This window comes from Spirosoma jeollabukense (genome assembly GCF_054777855.1).
Map to the genome: position 1 here is coordinate 1 of NZ_BAAHAD010000017.1, position 16,909 is coordinate 16,909.

Sequence of the window (16,909 nt, forward strand, 5' to 3'; positions counted from 1 at the left end):
CATCCCCACTGGCACTGGTTTACTCTCATTCTGAGAGCTTTCCAAGGTAGGACATTCTTGGAATTTTACACTGGCTCAAATCTAAAGGCCGAAGCGGTGGCTTCGCTATCTTTATTTAGAAGACGTTGACTTTGTCATCCGACTTAGTGAAAGCTGTTATCGGCTGGCTATCAGTGCAGCACCTGGCCCAGCTTATTCGAAGCTTACCCGACAAGCCTATCATCGCAAACGGGGCGTTCTCAAAAGGTTCATCCTAAATGACTGCCCGCTTTCTGTTGTCATGCTCAAAAACCCTAAAAACGATCCTGATGAACCACTTCTATACTTCATTTCCAGCCTCACTCACAATGTCAAAATTATGGAAGCCTACCGACGTCGATGGCGGATCGAAACCTATTTTAAACATCTCAAAACTCAGGGATTCAATCGCACGGGCGGCCCCGATTGAAGATTTGAACTTCAAAAACGACGGCAAGATCATGTTGCTCATCGCTATTGTGGTAATGGCTTATGTATTTTCTCTAAAAGAAGCGTTTGAAATGGGTTCATTGAAACAGAAGGTGTACCGAAATGGGAGCGAATCAATGGCAGTTTCATACTTTCGTCAAGGCATCACCTGTTGGCGTCGTCGTGTTGAGTCACTGGTTCAATTTATCCGATAACAGCGAAAAGCTGCTATGCTCGTCAAAGTCCTCATCGATTGAATCCAGGTAGATAGCCTGATTCGGTTAATCGGGCTATCCGGAACCTGAGGAATCAGCCTGATTGCTGACAGGGGAGGAGGGCTGGGGAATTTGACCGCCATAAGTAACAACATCGCCTAATACTAACTCCGAATCCGACTTTGTGGAGGCCGGAGTTTTATCGGGCTCAGCTGATTAAATGGGAACTTCCAGCCTGGGCAGGCTGCTACGGCCTATAGACAGATTGATGTCAATTCGATCTTTGCCTTTAACGATCAGTTGCAACAGCTAAAGGACCCCGTAACGGCGATAACAATGGCTAAAAATCCAAGTAGGTTCATCGTGTTCAGATAGTGTGTTAAGTTGATACGTAAATACGGTAAGTCCCTTTACTGATCCCCACCCTATTTAATCCTGTTGTAAAACTTTTTGAAGGAGAAGCTATAGCGTTGAATCAAATTATCAACGATCCTAGTTGTTTTTCAGGCTTCCCATTCGTCGGGTATGATTCATTAGTCGCTGGCGCTCCACTTCTTGATGTAAGGCTTCTATTTCAGCGCCATAGGTCTGAAAAAATTGCCAAAGAAGTCGATTAATTAAATTTTCTGATAAATAGCGTATGGCTTTCGCTTCTGGACAACTCTCACTCAGTAGTTTTAAAAAATAGGCCATATCTTCGGACACCCGAACTTTCATTTCTCCTTTTGTAAAGGAATAAGTGGTAAACTCAATTGGGAGATTATTCAAATAGTCAACTAACAAAGACTCTGTCGGCTTATTTACCCCTTTTACTTTCTTTTTAGCACCATTGCCATTTTCGTTTGAAGAAGAGGTCAGTAGATTAGCAGACCCTGAGGTGATTTTTTCTTCCTCAGTGACACCTACTTCCAAAGACTCAGATTTGTCCAAAATTTTGGGTATGTCGTCAAACATTCCTTCAGCAGTTGGTGGGTGCTGGACGGTAGATTCAGTTTGATTTTTTTCCACCTTGTCCGCCATGGGTGAGTTATTCTCCGGCTCCAATTCAGTTGACAGTTGATTCGTAGTCATTGTCATTAAATGAGATTTTTCCGGGATAGCTGACTTCTCCGTAGAATTAGTTATTCGCTCATTCTCCGACGGATTATCCTCTCGCTTTTGGCGTACTTGCTCTAGATAGGCCAGTATGCTCCCGGATGGTTTATTATCTGGAAGTGGTGGTAGGTTTACTTTTTTTGCCATGAGTGTCGTTATTACTTAACCGTTGTGCTTTCATTCTCTTGGAGTATATTGCCTGGCTTACTAATGAACCCTTCAATAACTGCCGGTTGAGGAGTAATTGTATTTAAGAGTTGACTAACCCGAACGGCGTCCATTAGCACATAGTCAAACACAAAACAATTGTGTTTTTGCCGAAAATAATCTTCGTAAGCATGACGTTCCGCTGTCTTGTGATTAGTTTTATTTAAGTCCACAAAAAACCCATAGGTGACGTTGGATTCATTTTACGAAGAATACTCATCGATTCAAGTGCCGCCGTTATATTTTTATATTCAAGCTGGGCGGGCTCTATTATTAAATCAAGTTCACTAAAGACGCTTTCCATACCATCAATATTCCTGGTTCCTGCCACATCAATAAAGATAAAATCTAATTGATTGCTGGTCTTTAAACTTTTGATGGTAACAGAAGCCTGTTCGATGCTAGTGTCAATTACAGGATAAACCTTAATTTTTTGTTGTTTTTCTTCCCCTGTTGATCATTTTTTTTGCCGGTTTGTTCTGCTGATCTAGTAAATCTTTATCTCTGGTTCTTAAGAAAGAATGTTGCGGAAAATCCGTATTAATAACGGCTACATTCGCCCCAATACTGTTCAAATAGGTAGCACTTAAAATGGTCATCGTGGTCTTACCAGGACCCCCTTTCTGCGGGCTAAAACTGACTGCTTTCGTCATGTTAACTATATGTTTATTTTGAAAAAATTATTTTCTCTTGTTAGCGCAATCACTAATTAGACTTCACCTCAACTCCTTATTTTTTTAGAGGTTACACTTAAAGACTAAAATTCCTTCCAACTATGACTATTCTTTAGAAGCTTTAGAAACCATTGTTCCTTTACTGACTTTAAACACTATTCATTATTTAGTGGCTATACCGGTAAGGAATGATAGTAGAGTCTGCACATACTTTGTAATCTTTAACTACTATTAAAACTTCCGGAACTTCAGCTACTACTACTGCTTATCAACTATAGTTACTTTATACACTAGCCATATAGGGTACACTATATATTCTATATGAGCATATATACCTTAGAAGCCTATAAACCCTTTTTTCAAAATTATCCTGAAGAGACCACTCTCATAGTCACATTTTAGCGACTTTAACTGTAGTTAGCAGATTAGTTACTTTGCCGTCTATAATACCCTTTAGCCATAGTATTCACTACAAAGACTTTGGCACCATTAATGACTTTACTATCTTTAGGAAAAGTCTCTCTAGCTCAAAATAGGGCTTTTCAACAGGTCACTCGCCAAAATTAGTCTTTGCCAAATCACATTCTTCCTGGATGTCAAATTATTTTTTTTTCGGTCACTATATATTTGACTAGTTTGTTTTCTTTTAGAAACCGCTCAATTACTTTTGAATCAAGAAGGTGTAGAGGAAAGTAATCACCATTGATAATGGTCAAGCTTGATGCTTTATCAAATCATAAGCCAGCTCTTCACCTTTTAATTAATAAAAATATCGTTTTAAGCCTTTTCGCCTATTAGGGGACGTTTTTCGCCGGAAAACCGGTTCGCCATTGCGAAAGCAAGATGTGTTTTTCGCGGCAAAAAACGTTACCTTTGGCCGGTTTTTGCGCTGCAAACGAATCTTGCTCGGCGAGGCTTAAAAAAGCGGCTTAACCGGACTTCGTTAACACATTCAGCCCTAACCGAGAGCCCTAACCGCCCCGTAATCGAGGATCGTTTATAGCCCTAAAACCATTCATGCTTATGAAGCCAACCCCTAAAAAGCCAGCATCCACCGAGCTTCGTGATCAAAAAAAGGGCAACAAAGGTGGAAGGCCAACCAAAGAAGAAGCCCTTAAAAAGAGTAATCGGCTCTATCTTCACCTGACTGAAGAAGAAGCCCGGTCATTTGATGCGGCCTGGCAGCAGCATCGACTGACCAGGAAAATTTCGCGTAACGAATTTGCCAAACAACGTCTGTTCGCAACCTCTGTATTCGGTAATTTATTACCAAAAAGTAAAGCTGGAGTGGATTCAAAATTGCTATTGGACCGACTGGATCAAGGCATCAAATTATTAAATCAATTCGTGATACAATTACGAACGATTGGTCAGAATTATAATCAATCGGTTAAACGGCTGAACAATGTCTATCTATCGAACGAGGTACGAGCCGAAATTACTCAGCAGCGAGGGCTATTACTAGAAATAGCCAAGTTGATTCAGTGGAGCGATCAACAATACAAACAGGCGGATTTATTGGGTGAAACATTAAATTCCTAATCCAATGGTCGCCCGAATCAATACGGGAGCAAATCCCGCTGGAGCCGTGCTCTATAATGAATACAAAGTAGCCCACGGGGAGGCTCGATTTTTAGGGGGCTATAATGCCATTTCGTATAGTCAGGACACACTATCGGTGAAGCAAAAAATTAGCGAGCTGGAACGTTACGCGCGGGGCAATGAAAACATAGGTAAACCCACGTTTCACGTTTCCTTGGCGTTTCATCCTTCTGAACAGTTAACGGATGAGAAACTGAGTAAAATTGGGCAGTCTTATATGGAACGGTTAGGCTATGGCGAACAACCTTATTTAGTCTATCGTCATGAAGATACGCATCACCCCCATATCCATATTGTGTCCGTATCGGTCGACTATCAAGGAAAAAAAATTTCCGATTCGCACCAGCAACGACGCAGCAATGCCATTCGGAAAGCGCTGGAAAAAGAATACAATTTAGTTGAAGCGGAGAAGCAGGGTAAAGAAATTCTAATGACGGGATTGCTGCCTGAACAGATTCTGGCCTACAAAGAGCCCGAAGCTAAAAAAGCCATCGGCAACGTGGTCCGTACTGCCCTGACGGATTATAACTTTTCCAATATGCTGACCTTTTCCGAATTCCTAAACCAGCATCGGGTGCAGATGAATCAGCGGGATGGAGTGAACGCTGATGGTATACCTTACACCGGCGTTACCTTTCAACTTCATAATGGGCAGAACGATCGGCGCGGTCAGGCCATTGGCCCAGCTATTAAAGCCAGCCGGTTTTCTTTTGCGCCAACCTACGAACGGCTCCAGTCAAAATTTAAACAGAATGAACGTCAGATCAACCAAGGCAAAGATGCGACTCGACAGCGTATCCACAACAGCCTGGGCCAGTATACTAAACTCGCCGAATCCGACTTTAAAGGACAACTTCGAGCGGTCGGCATTCAGGTGATTGACACCGGAACGCACTACGTGTATGTCGACCATCATAACCGCAATGTGTACGCCGATACCGAGTTGGGCAAGGACTATACGCGCTCCACCCAGCAGGCGGCATTTTCCGATCAAAGTGAACTGCTAATTGCCCGTCAGAATCGGGTGAAGATAGCCTCCTCAACAGCGGAAAATGAAACCAGACCAAACTGGGAACCGAGAAAGCAATCCAATGGATCGACAACTAAAGTTGATGAACCAACGCCCCAACAACTGGCTTTACGTCGACGGGTTAGCCATTATTATCAACAGCTACGTCAACAGGGTGTTGGTGGCAACAAACCCGTTTATTTTGAGAGTCAATTGATCAGGCGATTTCCCCATGAACAGCTGACGAACCTGTTAGTGGGGGAGGGGGTAGACCCCCAGAATGCCCGCCAGGCCGTGGCTCAGCTCGAAGCCTATAAGCAAAGTCAGTTGCCCGAAATCCGGGCCAAAGAGGAAGCTTATTTTGCCCAGACAGCCGAACAGTTTGTCAACCTGGCCGGGAAACTACCGTTATCGGCCACCAGTAAGCAATCGTTCCTGACCGCTGCTGGCTATTCGCTATCTGCTGATTCCCGCAAGCTGACCCACCGGGACGATGCGCAGTTAATCTACGTCATACCCGTAGTTAGTCAAACGCAGCTTAACCAGGAGGCAGGGGCGACGGTAGCGTTCCTAAATTCCTTGTCCCGCTTTGAGAGAAGTGTCTACCTGGCGATGGCTACGGGGCAGCAACCTCCCGAACCGATCAGCTTTTATCAGGTACCGGCTTCCCGACTGAAAGCCACAACCGGCCCTTTATTTAATACAGTATCTGGGGCGTTAAATAAACGTTATAGCCAACAGGTATTGCCCCATGTGGCCAGTGACCAGCCCCTGTTCAATCAATTACAGGCGAGGGGCCTGGTGGTGGAATCACTCGGAGCAGGAACGTACCGAATGGGTCATTATTTAACCCGACCCGATCACTTTACACCCATCCGGGCTGATTTAGCCCGGCAACTGGATCGGGAGTCTATCCCGTCGGTAGCCAAACAAGTCAATCAGTTATCCTCTACCGAGGGGCAGACATTGATTGCGTTAAGTCAGGCCCTGGACTTAAAGCAGACCGCGCAGCTCACGGGGCTTATCCGCAACACCCCTCAATGTGACGAGCTGCCACGGCAGACCGCATCCGTGCGAGAGCAGGCAATCGCGTGGCAGTCTCGTCTACAACACAGCCTCAATCAACCAAAAAATGAGAAAGCCAACGCCGTTGATACGGTTAACCGATTCTCGACCAAAGGCCAACAAATAACCGAATGGTTAATCCACGCCGAACTAACCCCACCCGAACGCTACCAGGTAGCCAGTCAACTGGGAATGAACTGGCAACGTTCAACGTCCGGCCAATTACAACTAAAAGAGAATGATTCATCGACGCAACCCGGACCTACGTATCGCTTAACCCCAGATCAACAACGCTATTTTAGTCATCCTGGCAGGAACGCGCCAGTCCCCATCAAGCTAACCTCATCCGATAAGGCCTTTCTGCTAACCCTAAGCGAATCGCAATCGTATACCGATCTCAATGCCCGGCAGGTAGCCGGATTGACCGTGCCCACCATCGAACGATTTTTGCCGAAATCGGCTCAGGCTGATTTTCAGCGCTGGTACAACCATCAACGGGGCAGTCAGGTATTGATCGATACGCAACAAGACTTTGGCGCGCACACCTCCGCCCGGCGTTACCTATCGGCTTTATACCAACGGGGGTTTCTGGTCAATCAGCAACTGGACGGTCAGGGGGGTATTCTCTATCAAATGGGTCATTTTAAAACGGCTCCAACCCATTACGTAACCGTCCCGCAACCGGTTACTGATCTGTTTAAAGATCAATTTCCGACGCACCAGGAAACGAACGGCTACGTATTGGAAGGAGCCTGGCCCGCGCCTGAATCACCCATGGCGCACCGAATGCGTGCCCTGGCGCGCAGCATCGATAGTGGCGCCGGGACCGATCGGGTTGCCTACCAACAGAAACGTATCTATCAGGCCTTTCCCCATTTATTGGCCGTGCTACAGCCCCAGGCTTTGCTGGACCAACTGGTCAGTCAGCCTCATCGGACACCTGCTGCAACCGGTAAACCAGTTCCCACTCGTCCAACGACCCAACGTCAGCCGACGGATATGCCTCTTTATTCTCCCTCGGCGGATAGGTTTTCCTCCAACGACTCATTAATAATGGTACTGGAGCGCTATGAGCAGCAAGTGCCCCAAAAAGGGTTGTTGGCCATTCTAGGTGAATCGGCTAATGTGGTTCGCCCTAAGAAGAAACGATTGGGGGAAGACGCTGAGCCCAAACGGGTTCGCAGACGCTGAGGGTAGTTGGTCAGTAGCGACCGGTACAATCGCCCTCGGGACAATTGCCCGCAGCCGCTAACCACTTGGGCTAACGCATTAGTCAAGCGAGCGGCTGGATTCATCCGCTCAGCCATCTGAATCGAGCGTTGGGCGGATTTCATTGACCTAAGCCCCTGCTGGAAAGAAATTGCGTCAATGGGGCTCTTTATCAATACCTGACTGGTTAGTGGTCAGTCTGATTGCTCTTACGACGCATCAATAGGTCCGCTACTAAACCAATACCCGTGTTGGAGTCAAGCAACGAAAATGGGGTAGGGAAGACTAGGGGTACTGGCGTAGGCTGCGATTGAGCTGAAGGAAGTTGGACTTCTGCGGATTCAGCCTTCGCTGGTTGATCAGGGGTAGGGTTCAAGGTTGTCTGCTCGGAGGAGGACAGGCTGGTGTTACTTGGCGAAGGAGCCGGTTGGCCAAAGGCCAGTTCGGGTCGGGGCGTCTTTAACCACTGAGTAAAGACTTTCTTGTTTTGATCAAACACCTCTAATCCCAGTTGGAATACGGATCGCAGTAAGAGCAGATGCTCGGATATCAAAATGGAAAAATCGCGTTTAGCCGTTTTGTGGATTGTCCGCCCGCGAAAGCCAATCAGCCAAGCTAAATCCTGTTGGCTCAAGTCGGTCAGGCTCGTCAACTCTCGGATGAATTCTCTGGGTACTCGGTCCTGAGCCTGCCGAATAATGTCGTCTGTTTTCATTGATTGATCGGTCGACCGATTAGTAATTGTACGAAAGGTTAATGGATAAGCTTTTGAGACATCTACGCTTGGTAACTCTCCAAGGTCTTACCAATCATGGCTATAAAGTTCACTCCAGTTTGCCCATTGTCCAATTACTGGAATACACCTCCCGGCTGTCGGGATCGGCGATTCCAGACCCCAATTCATCAATGAGTCCGTGCAGCATCCATTGCACTGTTTCTCGGCGCGCTTTTATTCGCCGGGCCATCCCATCCCGATTATAAAGCAGGGTACCGAGACACTCCGATAAATCGGGAATGATGGCCAAATCATAAGTCAGAAACCACTCAAAGTTTAGCTTCATGTTCTGATGGAGTTGATCAATCACGGCTAAGACGACTTCCGCTTCCACGGGTTGGAGGGCCATCAATTGGCAGAAACTGGTGGGCTCAACCTTGATTTGTTGCGCGAATTGGGTCGCATCGAGCTGATAGAGTTCCATCAGTTGCTGAAGTCTAAGCACAAAAAGATGCGTCCGGCTAGTAGAGGTTAACTTCACGTCGAAAATACTAATAAGTTTAAAGATTGGCTTACAGCTTTATAATGACTATCGTTTAACTTATATCCACAGTCACACAACCAGGTTTAAACGGCATCCTGTTTAGCTGATACCTTATGCAAAAGTAGTAAAAATCAAAAATAACCAAAATTGTAGTTATTTATTCCCCCTTTCTTTTTAATTCTTTGGTCTGTGAATTACTACAGAGACCAGGAAGCACTAAAAGTCTTTGGCAAACGACTACAGCAAATCCGCAGACAAAGAGGAGTAACTCAAACCGAGCTAGCTTTTCGTTGTGGGTTTGGTCAAAATCAAATTACCAATATTGAGCGAGGAGAGACGAATACAAGTCTAAGTATTATCTTCCTGATTGCGAGGAAGCTGGACATCCCACTCAGTGATCTCTTCAGTTTTGAACTACCAACTCTGAGTGTAACCAATCAGGCCGCCGGGCCGCCAGGCGGGCAAATCTCTGACATCTGACTTATCATAAATTTGGTTCAAAGTAAGGTTTAGCGATTAAAACTAGTTCAATCAATCGGAGGTTTTCCAGAACGATTTTATAACCACAATTAATAACACAAATAGCTTATTATTAGTAGCTTATAGACTCATTTGGCCAATTAACCCACCCTTTCCTTGGACGGAATGGTCAGTTAAAACAGCAGGGGCTTGTATGCACATAAGCATGGATAGGCTGTAAGTAGAAAACTAGCTGGCCCATATCAGAAGCGGTGTAAGTGCTTTTCAAGTTAGTCGACAGCTACATTAATGAGGGTTGAACGGCAATAGTGACTTGTTTTTGATTTTAATCATTGTCAAACCTAATGCGTCGCCTACGACCTTCGCCTGTCAGGGTGAGGTAGCCGATATTCAGCTGGATGTGGCTGTGTCGCTGGGCTGCTGATGAACCAAGTGCTGATCAATGCCTTCAAATACGCCAATACCCACGTAGCCAAACCTAAGCTGACCGTTCGGCTCCAGCCCGTCACGTATGGCCCGGTCACCGGGTTACTCGTCGAGGTCCAGGATAATGGTCCCGGACTGGGGGAGACCGGTCGGACCGACGTTCGGCTGGAGGGTACGGGATTGAACTCTCCAATCCCGGCTAGTTGCTGGCGAAAAGGCTCCTTTAGCCAACGATTGATTCGGGAATTGACGGACCCGTTAGGGGGCCAGATGAGCCTGACGAGTCGGCACGACACCTACTTCCGGCTGTGGATTCCGACCCCGGCCAGGATTGGCCCGGCGTAACGCCTTTTGCCGGGCCAGGATTCACCGGGTCTTATACTCATTAAAGCGGTTCCTCTTTTCATTTACTACCCAAATCCGGTCGTTCGTGTACCGAATTTGGTCGTTTATTCCCCTTTCCGGGCAAGGCAACCGATTGCCCGCCAATTTTACATAGACGCTTTAGCAAAGCTATTTCGGATGACTACCCCCATGAAGATCGTACAGACACTTTCGTTGACCGGCCCGTCTCGGGTGGATGGCCTGGACCAGCACACCCGGCCAGGGGGCGGGCCACCTGGCGCATCCGATGATCAAGATGAGGCCGTGGGCTGAATTTTTGGCCCCGCGGGTTGACGCACCAACCGACTCGGGTTTGTGACGGGCTCGTTGGTTTACCGGCCTGTGGGTTGTGGCTCAGTAGCCTGCCCGGGTCAGCTGGCGCTGAGTAGACGAGGGCTGAACCGGTTGCAGGCCCAAACAAAAACCTCCATACAGTATTCATCGGTAACCCCTTACATCATGCCCATCAACTCGTTTGTTTATCATTTATCCCCGCGCCAGCAAGGAGTGAGCCAACCGCGGCAACGGGCGGGTGGGCCAGCTGATTGGAGGAATGTCAGGTCGTCGTCTCAGCCAGTTTCCCAGCCCGTCTACCCGTTGCTGATCCGCCTGTATGCGCTAGTCGAGACCCACCTGGGCAATGAGGGCTTTGGTCTCGAGGAGTTGGTGAGTGAACGGGGCATGAGCCGCACTACCCTGTTCGGCAAGGTCAAAGCCATGACGGGCCTCACGGCCCACGAGCTGCTGCGCCACTACCGGCTCAAGCAGGCGGATCACCGGTTAGGGGCCGGTAGTTCGGTGGGTGAGACGGGCTATCCGGTGGGCTTCGAGAGTCCGGCCTACTTCAGCATGGGTTTTGGAGAGCGCTACCCGGTGAGCTCTCGGGAGGTTGTCACGCAAGAGGGAGAAAACTTACCGTAACGGCACCATTTTAACCCATTTGTTATTGTATTTGAATCATTTCTTATCGTCTTAAAGGGTACTGCCTCCCTAGCTTTGAGCCGGTTCTGGAAGGAAAAATACCCGCCTGACCGGTTTGTCGGGTGGCCATCAATGGCCTAGGCTATGCCTTCCGACGGGCCATACCCACTCAAGTAATCTACGCGTATGAACTACCACTACTATAAACTGGGGCTGCTACTGGCCCTGTGGCCCCTGGTCCAGCTGGCCTCCGGCCAACCGCTGACCCTCTCCGGGCTCAATCCGGTCCGCAACACCCCCTCGGCACCTCAGACCACCAATGTGACCCTGCTCTTTAGTCAGGGGCTAAACCCCAATGCCGCCACGCTAGATGGCGTGCGGGTGTTCAGTGCCCAGCGGGGCGGCCTGCTGCGCAACGGGCCGGGGGGCAGCGCCAGCGTGAGCGGCAGTACGCTCAACTTCAACCCGGCGACCAACTTCAAACCGGGGGAAACCGTGTATGTCACCAGCACGACAGCCATCCAGAGCACGGGTGGAGCCCGGCTGATCCGGGGTCAGGTCTACGGGTTCACCACCCAGGTGAACGGTATGGGACAGGGAAACTTCACCGCCCCGGCCACTAACCCCGACCCTGGCGTAGGGAATTATCCCGCCAGCGTGGCGGTAGGGGATGTGGATGGGGACGGGGATCTGGACCTGCTCTGCGCGAATGCCAGCAGCGATAATGTGAGTGTACGGCTCAACAATGGGTCGGGTAATTTCACCGCCCCGGCCCTCAACCCGGAGCTTGGGGTAGACTCTGATCCCCGTAGTGTGGCTATAGGAGATGTGGATGGGGACGGGGATCTGGACTTTGTAACCGCGAATCGGGGCAGCGACAACGTGAGTGTACGGCTCAATGATGGGTCGGGCCACTTCACCGCTCCCGCTACCAACCCGGAGCCTGGGGTAGGGGATGCTCCCCTCAGCGTGGCGTTGGGGGATGTGGACGGAGACGGGGATCTGGACCTGCTGACCGCGAATGAGAACAGCGATAACGTGAGTGTGCGGCTCAACAATGGGTCGGGCAACTTCACCCCCCCGGCCACCAACCCGGAACTTGGTTTAGGGGGAGGACCCAACAGCATAACGCTGGGGGATGTGGATGGAGACGGGGATCTGGACGTTGTGAACACGTATGGGGGCAACAGTAACACGGTGACTGTACGGCTCAACGATGGGTCGGGCCACTTCACCGCTCCAGCTAACCCTAACCCGCCGGTAGGGGCTGGTCCCCGCAGCGTGGCGCTGGGGGATGTGGATGGGGATAGGGATCTGGACTTGGTGACCGCGAATGCTGGTAATAACACGGTGAGTGTACGGCTCAATGATGGGTCGGGCTACTTTACCCCCCCGGCCAACCCGGAACTTAGTGTTCAGGGGGGACCCTCCAGCATAGCGCTGGGGGATGTGGATGGGGACGGGGACCTGGACCTGCTCACCGCGAATGCTAACACGGGTGACGTGAGTGTGCGACTCAATAACGGGTCGGGTAATTTCACCCGCCCGGTGGTCAACGCGAACCCGACTATAGGGGATGTGTATGGTCCCTCCAGCATAGCGCTGGGGGATGTGGATGGGGATGGGGATCTGGACCTGTTGACCGCGAATAGTTATATTGACAAGGTGAGTGTGCGGCTCAACGGCTTCTTTCCCCTCACCCTGTCCGGGCTGACCAATAACGGCCCCGTCTGTGCGGGCCAACCGATCGCCTTTCAAGCTACCCTTGGCTACATCAGCGGCAGCTACAGCTACACCCTCACCAATGGCAGCACCACCACCAGCGGCACAGCCACCAGTCCGGCCTTTACGCAGCCCCTGACAGCCAGTAGCGCAGGCGTGCAGGCCTTCACCCTGACGGTGAGCAACCAGGGACGAGTCGCCACCGCCACCACCTCTGTGACCGTTACCCAATGCCTCACCAGTACCGGGCTAGCGCCGGGCCGCAACGCCCACTCGGCGCCGGTGCAATCCGAGGTGAACCTGACCTTCAATCAGGGGCTGAGCACCAATGCCACCACGTTGGGGGGCGTGCGGGTGTTCAGCGCCCAGCGGGGCGGTTTGCGGCGCAACGGGCAAGGGGGCAGCGCCAGCGTGGCGGCCAACTCCAACACGCTGCGCTTCAACCCGTCGACCAACTTCAAGCCAGGGGAGACCGTGTTTATCACTAGCACGACGGCCATCCAGAGCGGGGGGGGCAATACGGCCCCTCGTCAGGTCTACCAGTTCACCACCGGGGTGTTGGGAACGGGCCGGGGCAACTTCACTCCCCCGGCCACCAATCCCAACCCGGGGGTGGGAGACACGCCCTTCAGCGTGGCGGTAGGGGATGTGGATGGGGACGGGGATCTGGACCTGTTGACCGCGAATCGGGGCAACAACACGGTGAGTGTACGGCTTAACGACGGGTCGGGCATCTACACCGCTCCGGCTACCAACCCCAACCCGGGGGTCGGGAATGGTCCCCGCAACGTGGTGCTGGGGGATGTGGATGGGGATGGGGATCTGGACCTGCTCACCGCGAATGAGTTGAGCAGCACTGTCAGTGTGCGGCTCAACAACGGGTCGGGTAACTTCACCCCCCCGGCCATCAACCCCAATCCGGGGGTCGGGAATCAACCCGTCGGCGTAGCGTTGGGGGACGTGGATGGGGATGGGGATTTAGATCTGTTGACCGTTAATTATAACAGCGACAACGTGAGTGTGCGGCTCAATGACGGGTCGGGCCACTTCACCGCTCCAGCTACCAACCCCAACCCAGGGGTCGGGGATTATCCCCAAAGCGTGGTCTTGGGGGACGTGGACGGCGATGGGGATCTGGACTTTGTGACGGCGAATTATAACCCCAACACGGTGAGTGTGCGGCTCAATGATGGGTCGGGCAACTTCACCCCCCCGGCCCTCAACCCGGAGCCGGGGGTCGGAAGTGGGGCCAACAGCGTGGCGCTGGGGGATGTGGACGGGGACGGGGATCTGGACCTGCTGACCGCGAATCGGGGCAGCAACACGGTGAGTGTACGGCTCAACAACGGGTCGGGTAATTTCACCCCCCCGGCTACCAACCCCAATCCGGGGGTCGGGAGTGCTCCCACTAGTGTGGCGTTGGGGGATGTGGACGGAGATGGGGATCTGGACCTGCTGACCGCGAATGGAGTCAGCAACACGGTGAGTGTGCGGCTCAATGACGGGTCGAGTAACTTCACCGCTCCGACCCTCAACCCGGAGCCGGGGGTCGGAAGTGGGGCCAACAGCGTGGCATTGGGGGATGTGGATGGGGACGGGGATTTAGATCTGCTCAGCGCGAATGGTGTCAGCGACAACGTGAGTGTGCGGCTTAATGGGCCAATCCCCCTCACCCTGACGGGGGTGTCGGCCAGTCCCAACCCCGTCTGTGCGGGTCAACCCTTCTCGGTGACGGCCAGCGTAGGTAACCTCACCGGCAGCTACAGCTATACCCTCTCGAACGGCAGTACTGTCATCAGCAGCTCGGCCACCACCCCGGCCTTTAGTCGGAGCCTACCGGCGAGTGGCTCGGGCGTGCAGAGCTTCACCCTGACGATCAGCAGCCAGGGGCAAGTCGTCACGGCTACCACGGATGTGACGGTTACCCAATGCATGGCCCTCACCGCGTTCAGTCCCGTTCGCAACGCCCGCTCGGCGCCCCAGACCACCGATGTGTCCCTGACCTTCAATCAGGGGCTAAATGCCGATGCCGCCACGCTAAATGGCGTGCGGGTGTTCAGTGCCCAGCGGGGCGGCCTGCTGCGCAACGGGCCGGGGGGCAGCGCCAGCGTGAGCGGCAGTACGCTCAACTTCAACCCGGCGACCGACTTCAAGCCGGGGGAGACCGTGTATGTTACCAGCACGACAGCCATCCAGAGCACGGGTGGAGCCCGGCTGATCCGGGGCCAGGTCTACGGGTTCACCACGGGGGTGGGCGGCTCGGGTCGGGGCAACTTCACCCCCCCGGCCCTCAACCCCAACCCGGGGGTCGGGGATCGTCCCAGCAGCGTTGCAGTAGGGGATGTGGATGGGGATGGGGATCTAGACCTGCTGACCGCGAATGAGAACAGCGATAATGTGAGTGTGCGGCTCAACGATGGGTCGGGCAACTACACCGCTCCGGCTACCAACCCCAACCCGGGGGTCGGGAATGCTCCCAACAGCGTGGCGTTGGGGGATGTGGATGGGGACGGGGATCTAGACCTGTTGACCGCGAATGCTTTCAGCGACAACGTGAGTGTGCGGCTCAACGACGGCTCAGGTAACTTCACCCCCCCGGCCATCAACCCTAACCCGGGGGTCGGGAGTGGTCCCTACAGCGTGGCGCTGGGGGATGTGGATGGAGACGGGGATCTGGACGTTGTGACCGCGAATGCTTTCAGCGACAACGTGAGTGTGCGGCTCAACGACGGCTCAGGTAACTTCACCCCCCCGGCCCTCAACCCCAACCCGGGGGTCGGGGATCTTCCCCTCAGCGTGGCGTTGGGGGATGTGGATGGAGACGGGGATCTGGACCTGCTGACCGCGAATCAGTTCAGCGACAACGTGAGTGTGCGGCTCAACGATGGGTCGGGCAACTTCACCCCCCCGGCCCTCAACCCCAACCCGGGGGTCGGGGTTGATCCCCAAAGCGTGGCGTTGGGGGATGTGGACGGAGACGGGGATTTGGACTTTGTGGTCGCTAATAATAACCCCAACACGGTGAGTGTGCGGCTCAACGACGGGTCGGGCAATTTCACCCCCCCGGCCATCAACCCTAACCCGGGGGTCGGGAGTTTTCCCAACAGCGTGGCGTTGGGGGATGTGGATGGGGACGGGGATCTGGACCTGTTGACCGCTAGCAACACGGTGAGTGTACGGCTCAACGACGGGTCGGGCAACTTCACCCCCCCGGCCATCAACCCTGAGCCGGGGGTCGGGAGTTTTCCCAACAGCGTGGCGTTGGGGGACGTGGATGGGGACGGGGATCTGGATCTGTTGACCGCTAATTATAACAGCAACACCGTGAGTGTGCGGCTCAACGGGGGGCCTCCCCTTACCCCTTCGGACCTGACGCTGTTGCTGTTTGCCCAACCCAGTCTGGTGTATGGCCCCACCTCGGTGAGCGTGGTGGTGAGTGTCTACGAGCTGGGTGGGGTGGTGACCCAGGGTCCGGTAAGCGTCAAGCTGAGCGAGGATACCATGCTCAAGCTGGGCTTTGATCCGGCCGCCACCATTGTGGGAGGCAAACCCGTGCAGAACACCCTCTGGCAGTTTAGTGGGCCCGTGGATGGGATGTACACGCTGACCTCCACCCAGCCTCTGCCGGCGGGTGGCCGACTCAGTGTCGGGCTGAGTGGCCCGCTGACGCCGGGGGCCACCAAAGGCCGGCTGAGTGTGAGTGCGACGGTGGTCGACCCGAGTGGGACCGAAACCCGGCTAAACAACAATGTGGACGCTGAGACGATTGAGTATTTCAATAAATGATGCCCGGGTGGCTAGCCGGACCCCTAAGTTCGGCTGGTCGCTGGCGTATACTCATCCTCTTCCCCTACTATGACCCGCTTCTGTCTGAGCCATGGCTGGCTGCTGTGGTTGCCGTTGCTGCCAGGCACCCTGCCGGCGGTCGCCCAATTCTTTGAAACCTCCATCCGGCCGGTGCTGGCCCGTCAGCCGGGCTTTCTGGAAGCGCAGTTTCTAACCGAGCCGGGAAAGGAGCGGTGCCTGGTGGTGACACTGTGGGCCAGTGCGGGCTACTGTCAGGGGGCAGAAAGCAGCCACGCCTGCCAGACAGTGTTTCAGCAGCTAGCGGGCTACTTGGCGGCTCAACCCACGGTGGCCTGCTGTGAGGTGATGGGTCAGATCGGTTGAGTCAATCCGGCCATGGGTTGTTAC

The 16,909-nt window shown here is 52.7% G+C and carries 13 protein-coding genes; 9 read left to right on the forward strand and 4 right to left on the reverse strand.

Annotated elements, in window-relative coordinates:
• Window positions 1-136 precede the first annotated feature (136 nt).
• A complete protein-coding gene (locus ACYVEA_RS32405) occupies window positions 137-448 on the forward strand; it encodes a transposase (protein WP_461117585.1) in 312 nt (103 codons plus the stop codon).
• A 706-nt stretch (window positions 449-1,154) separates the two neighbouring features.
• Here the strand turns inward: ACYVEA_RS32405 and ACYVEA_RS32410 are convergent.
• Together ACYVEA_RS32410 and ACYVEA_RS32415 are read right to left on the reverse strand one after the other, a co-directional pair.
• Window positions 1,155-1,904, reverse strand: a complete 750-nt coding sequence (locus tag ACYVEA_RS32410) for a hypothetical protein (RefSeq protein ID WP_461117525.1) — start codon at window positions 1,902-1,904, stop codon at window positions 1,155-1,157.
• A 485-nt stretch (window positions 1,905-2,389) separates the two neighbouring features.
• Complete coding sequence (locus tag ACYVEA_RS32415) at window positions 2,390-2,617, reverse strand: division plane positioning ATPase MipZ (protein ID WP_461117526.1); 228 nt, start codon at window positions 2,615-2,617, stop codon at window positions 2,390-2,392.
• A 1,044-nt stretch (window positions 2,618-3,661) separates the two neighbouring features.
• Between ACYVEA_RS32415 and ACYVEA_RS32420 the strand changes: the two genes are divergently transcribed.
• Both ACYVEA_RS32420 and ACYVEA_RS32425 read left to right on the forward strand, forming a co-directional pair.
• A complete protein-coding gene (locus ACYVEA_RS32420; RefSeq protein ID WP_461117527.1) occupies window positions 3,662-4,180 on the forward strand; it encodes a plasmid mobilization protein in 519 nt (172 codons plus the stop codon).
• Between the two features lie 4 nt (window positions 4,181-4,184).
• Window positions 4,185-7,505 (forward strand): relaxase/mobilization nuclease domain-containing protein, encoded by a 3,321-nt coding sequence (locus ACYVEA_RS32425; protein ID WP_461117528.1) that lies wholly within the window; start codon window positions 4,185-4,187, stop codon window positions 7,503-7,505.
• A 205-nt stretch (window positions 7,506-7,710) separates the two neighbouring features.
• Here ACYVEA_RS32425 and ACYVEA_RS32430 read toward each other — a convergent pair whose 3' ends face one another.
• Together ACYVEA_RS32430 and ACYVEA_RS32435 are read right to left on the reverse strand one after the other, a co-directional pair.
• The gene (locus ACYVEA_RS32430; RefSeq protein ID WP_461117529.1) at window positions 7,711-8,238 is read right to left on the reverse strand and encodes an antitoxin Xre-like helix-turn-helix domain-containing protein; all 528 of its coding nucleotides are present in this window, start codon (window positions 8,236-8,238) and stop codon (window positions 7,711-7,713) included.
• Between the two features lie 109 nt (window positions 8,239-8,347).
• Window positions 8,348-8,722 (reverse strand): hypothetical protein, encoded by a 375-nt coding sequence (locus ACYVEA_RS32435; RefSeq protein WP_461117530.1) that lies wholly within the window; start codon window positions 8,720-8,722, stop codon window positions 8,348-8,350.
• Window positions 8,723-8,971: 249 nt separating this feature from the next.
• Between ACYVEA_RS32435 and ACYVEA_RS32440 the strand changes: the two genes are divergently transcribed.
• From ACYVEA_RS32440 to ACYVEA_RS32465, 6 genes are all read left to right on the forward strand, one after another.
• Window positions 8,972-9,262 (forward strand): helix-turn-helix domain-containing protein, encoded by a 291-nt coding sequence (locus ACYVEA_RS32440; protein ID WP_461117531.1) that lies wholly within the window; start codon window positions 8,972-8,974, stop codon window positions 9,260-9,262.
• Between the two features lie 423 nt (window positions 9,263-9,685).
• Window positions 9,686-10,033, forward strand: coding sequence for a hypothetical protein (locus tag ACYVEA_RS32445; protein WP_461117532.1), 348 nt, complete (start codon window positions 9,686-9,688; stop codon window positions 10,031-10,033).
• A gap of 189 nt (window positions 10,034-10,222) precedes the next feature.
• Entirely contained in the window at window positions 10,223-10,345 is a 123-nt protein-coding gene (locus ACYVEA_RS32450; protein ID WP_461117533.1) for a hypothetical protein, read from the forward strand.
• 186 nt (window positions 10,346-10,531) lie between these two features.
• A complete protein-coding gene (locus ACYVEA_RS32455; RefSeq protein ID WP_461117534.1) occupies window positions 10,532-10,993 on the forward strand; it encodes a helix-turn-helix domain-containing protein in 462 nt (153 codons plus the stop codon).
• A gap of 186 nt (window positions 10,994-11,179) precedes the next feature.
• A complete protein-coding gene (locus ACYVEA_RS32460; protein ID WP_461117535.1) occupies window positions 11,180-16,501 on the forward strand; it encodes a beta strand repeat-containing protein in 5,322 nt (1,773 codons plus the stop codon).
• Window positions 16,502-16,672: 171 nt separating this feature from the next.
• Window positions 16,673-16,885: a hypothetical protein gene (locus ACYVEA_RS32465; protein ID WP_461117536.1), complete on the forward strand. Its 213-nt coding sequence runs from the start codon at window positions 16,673-16,675 to the stop codon at window positions 16,883-16,885.
• The last annotated feature ends 24 nt before the right edge of the window (window positions 16,886-16,909 follow it).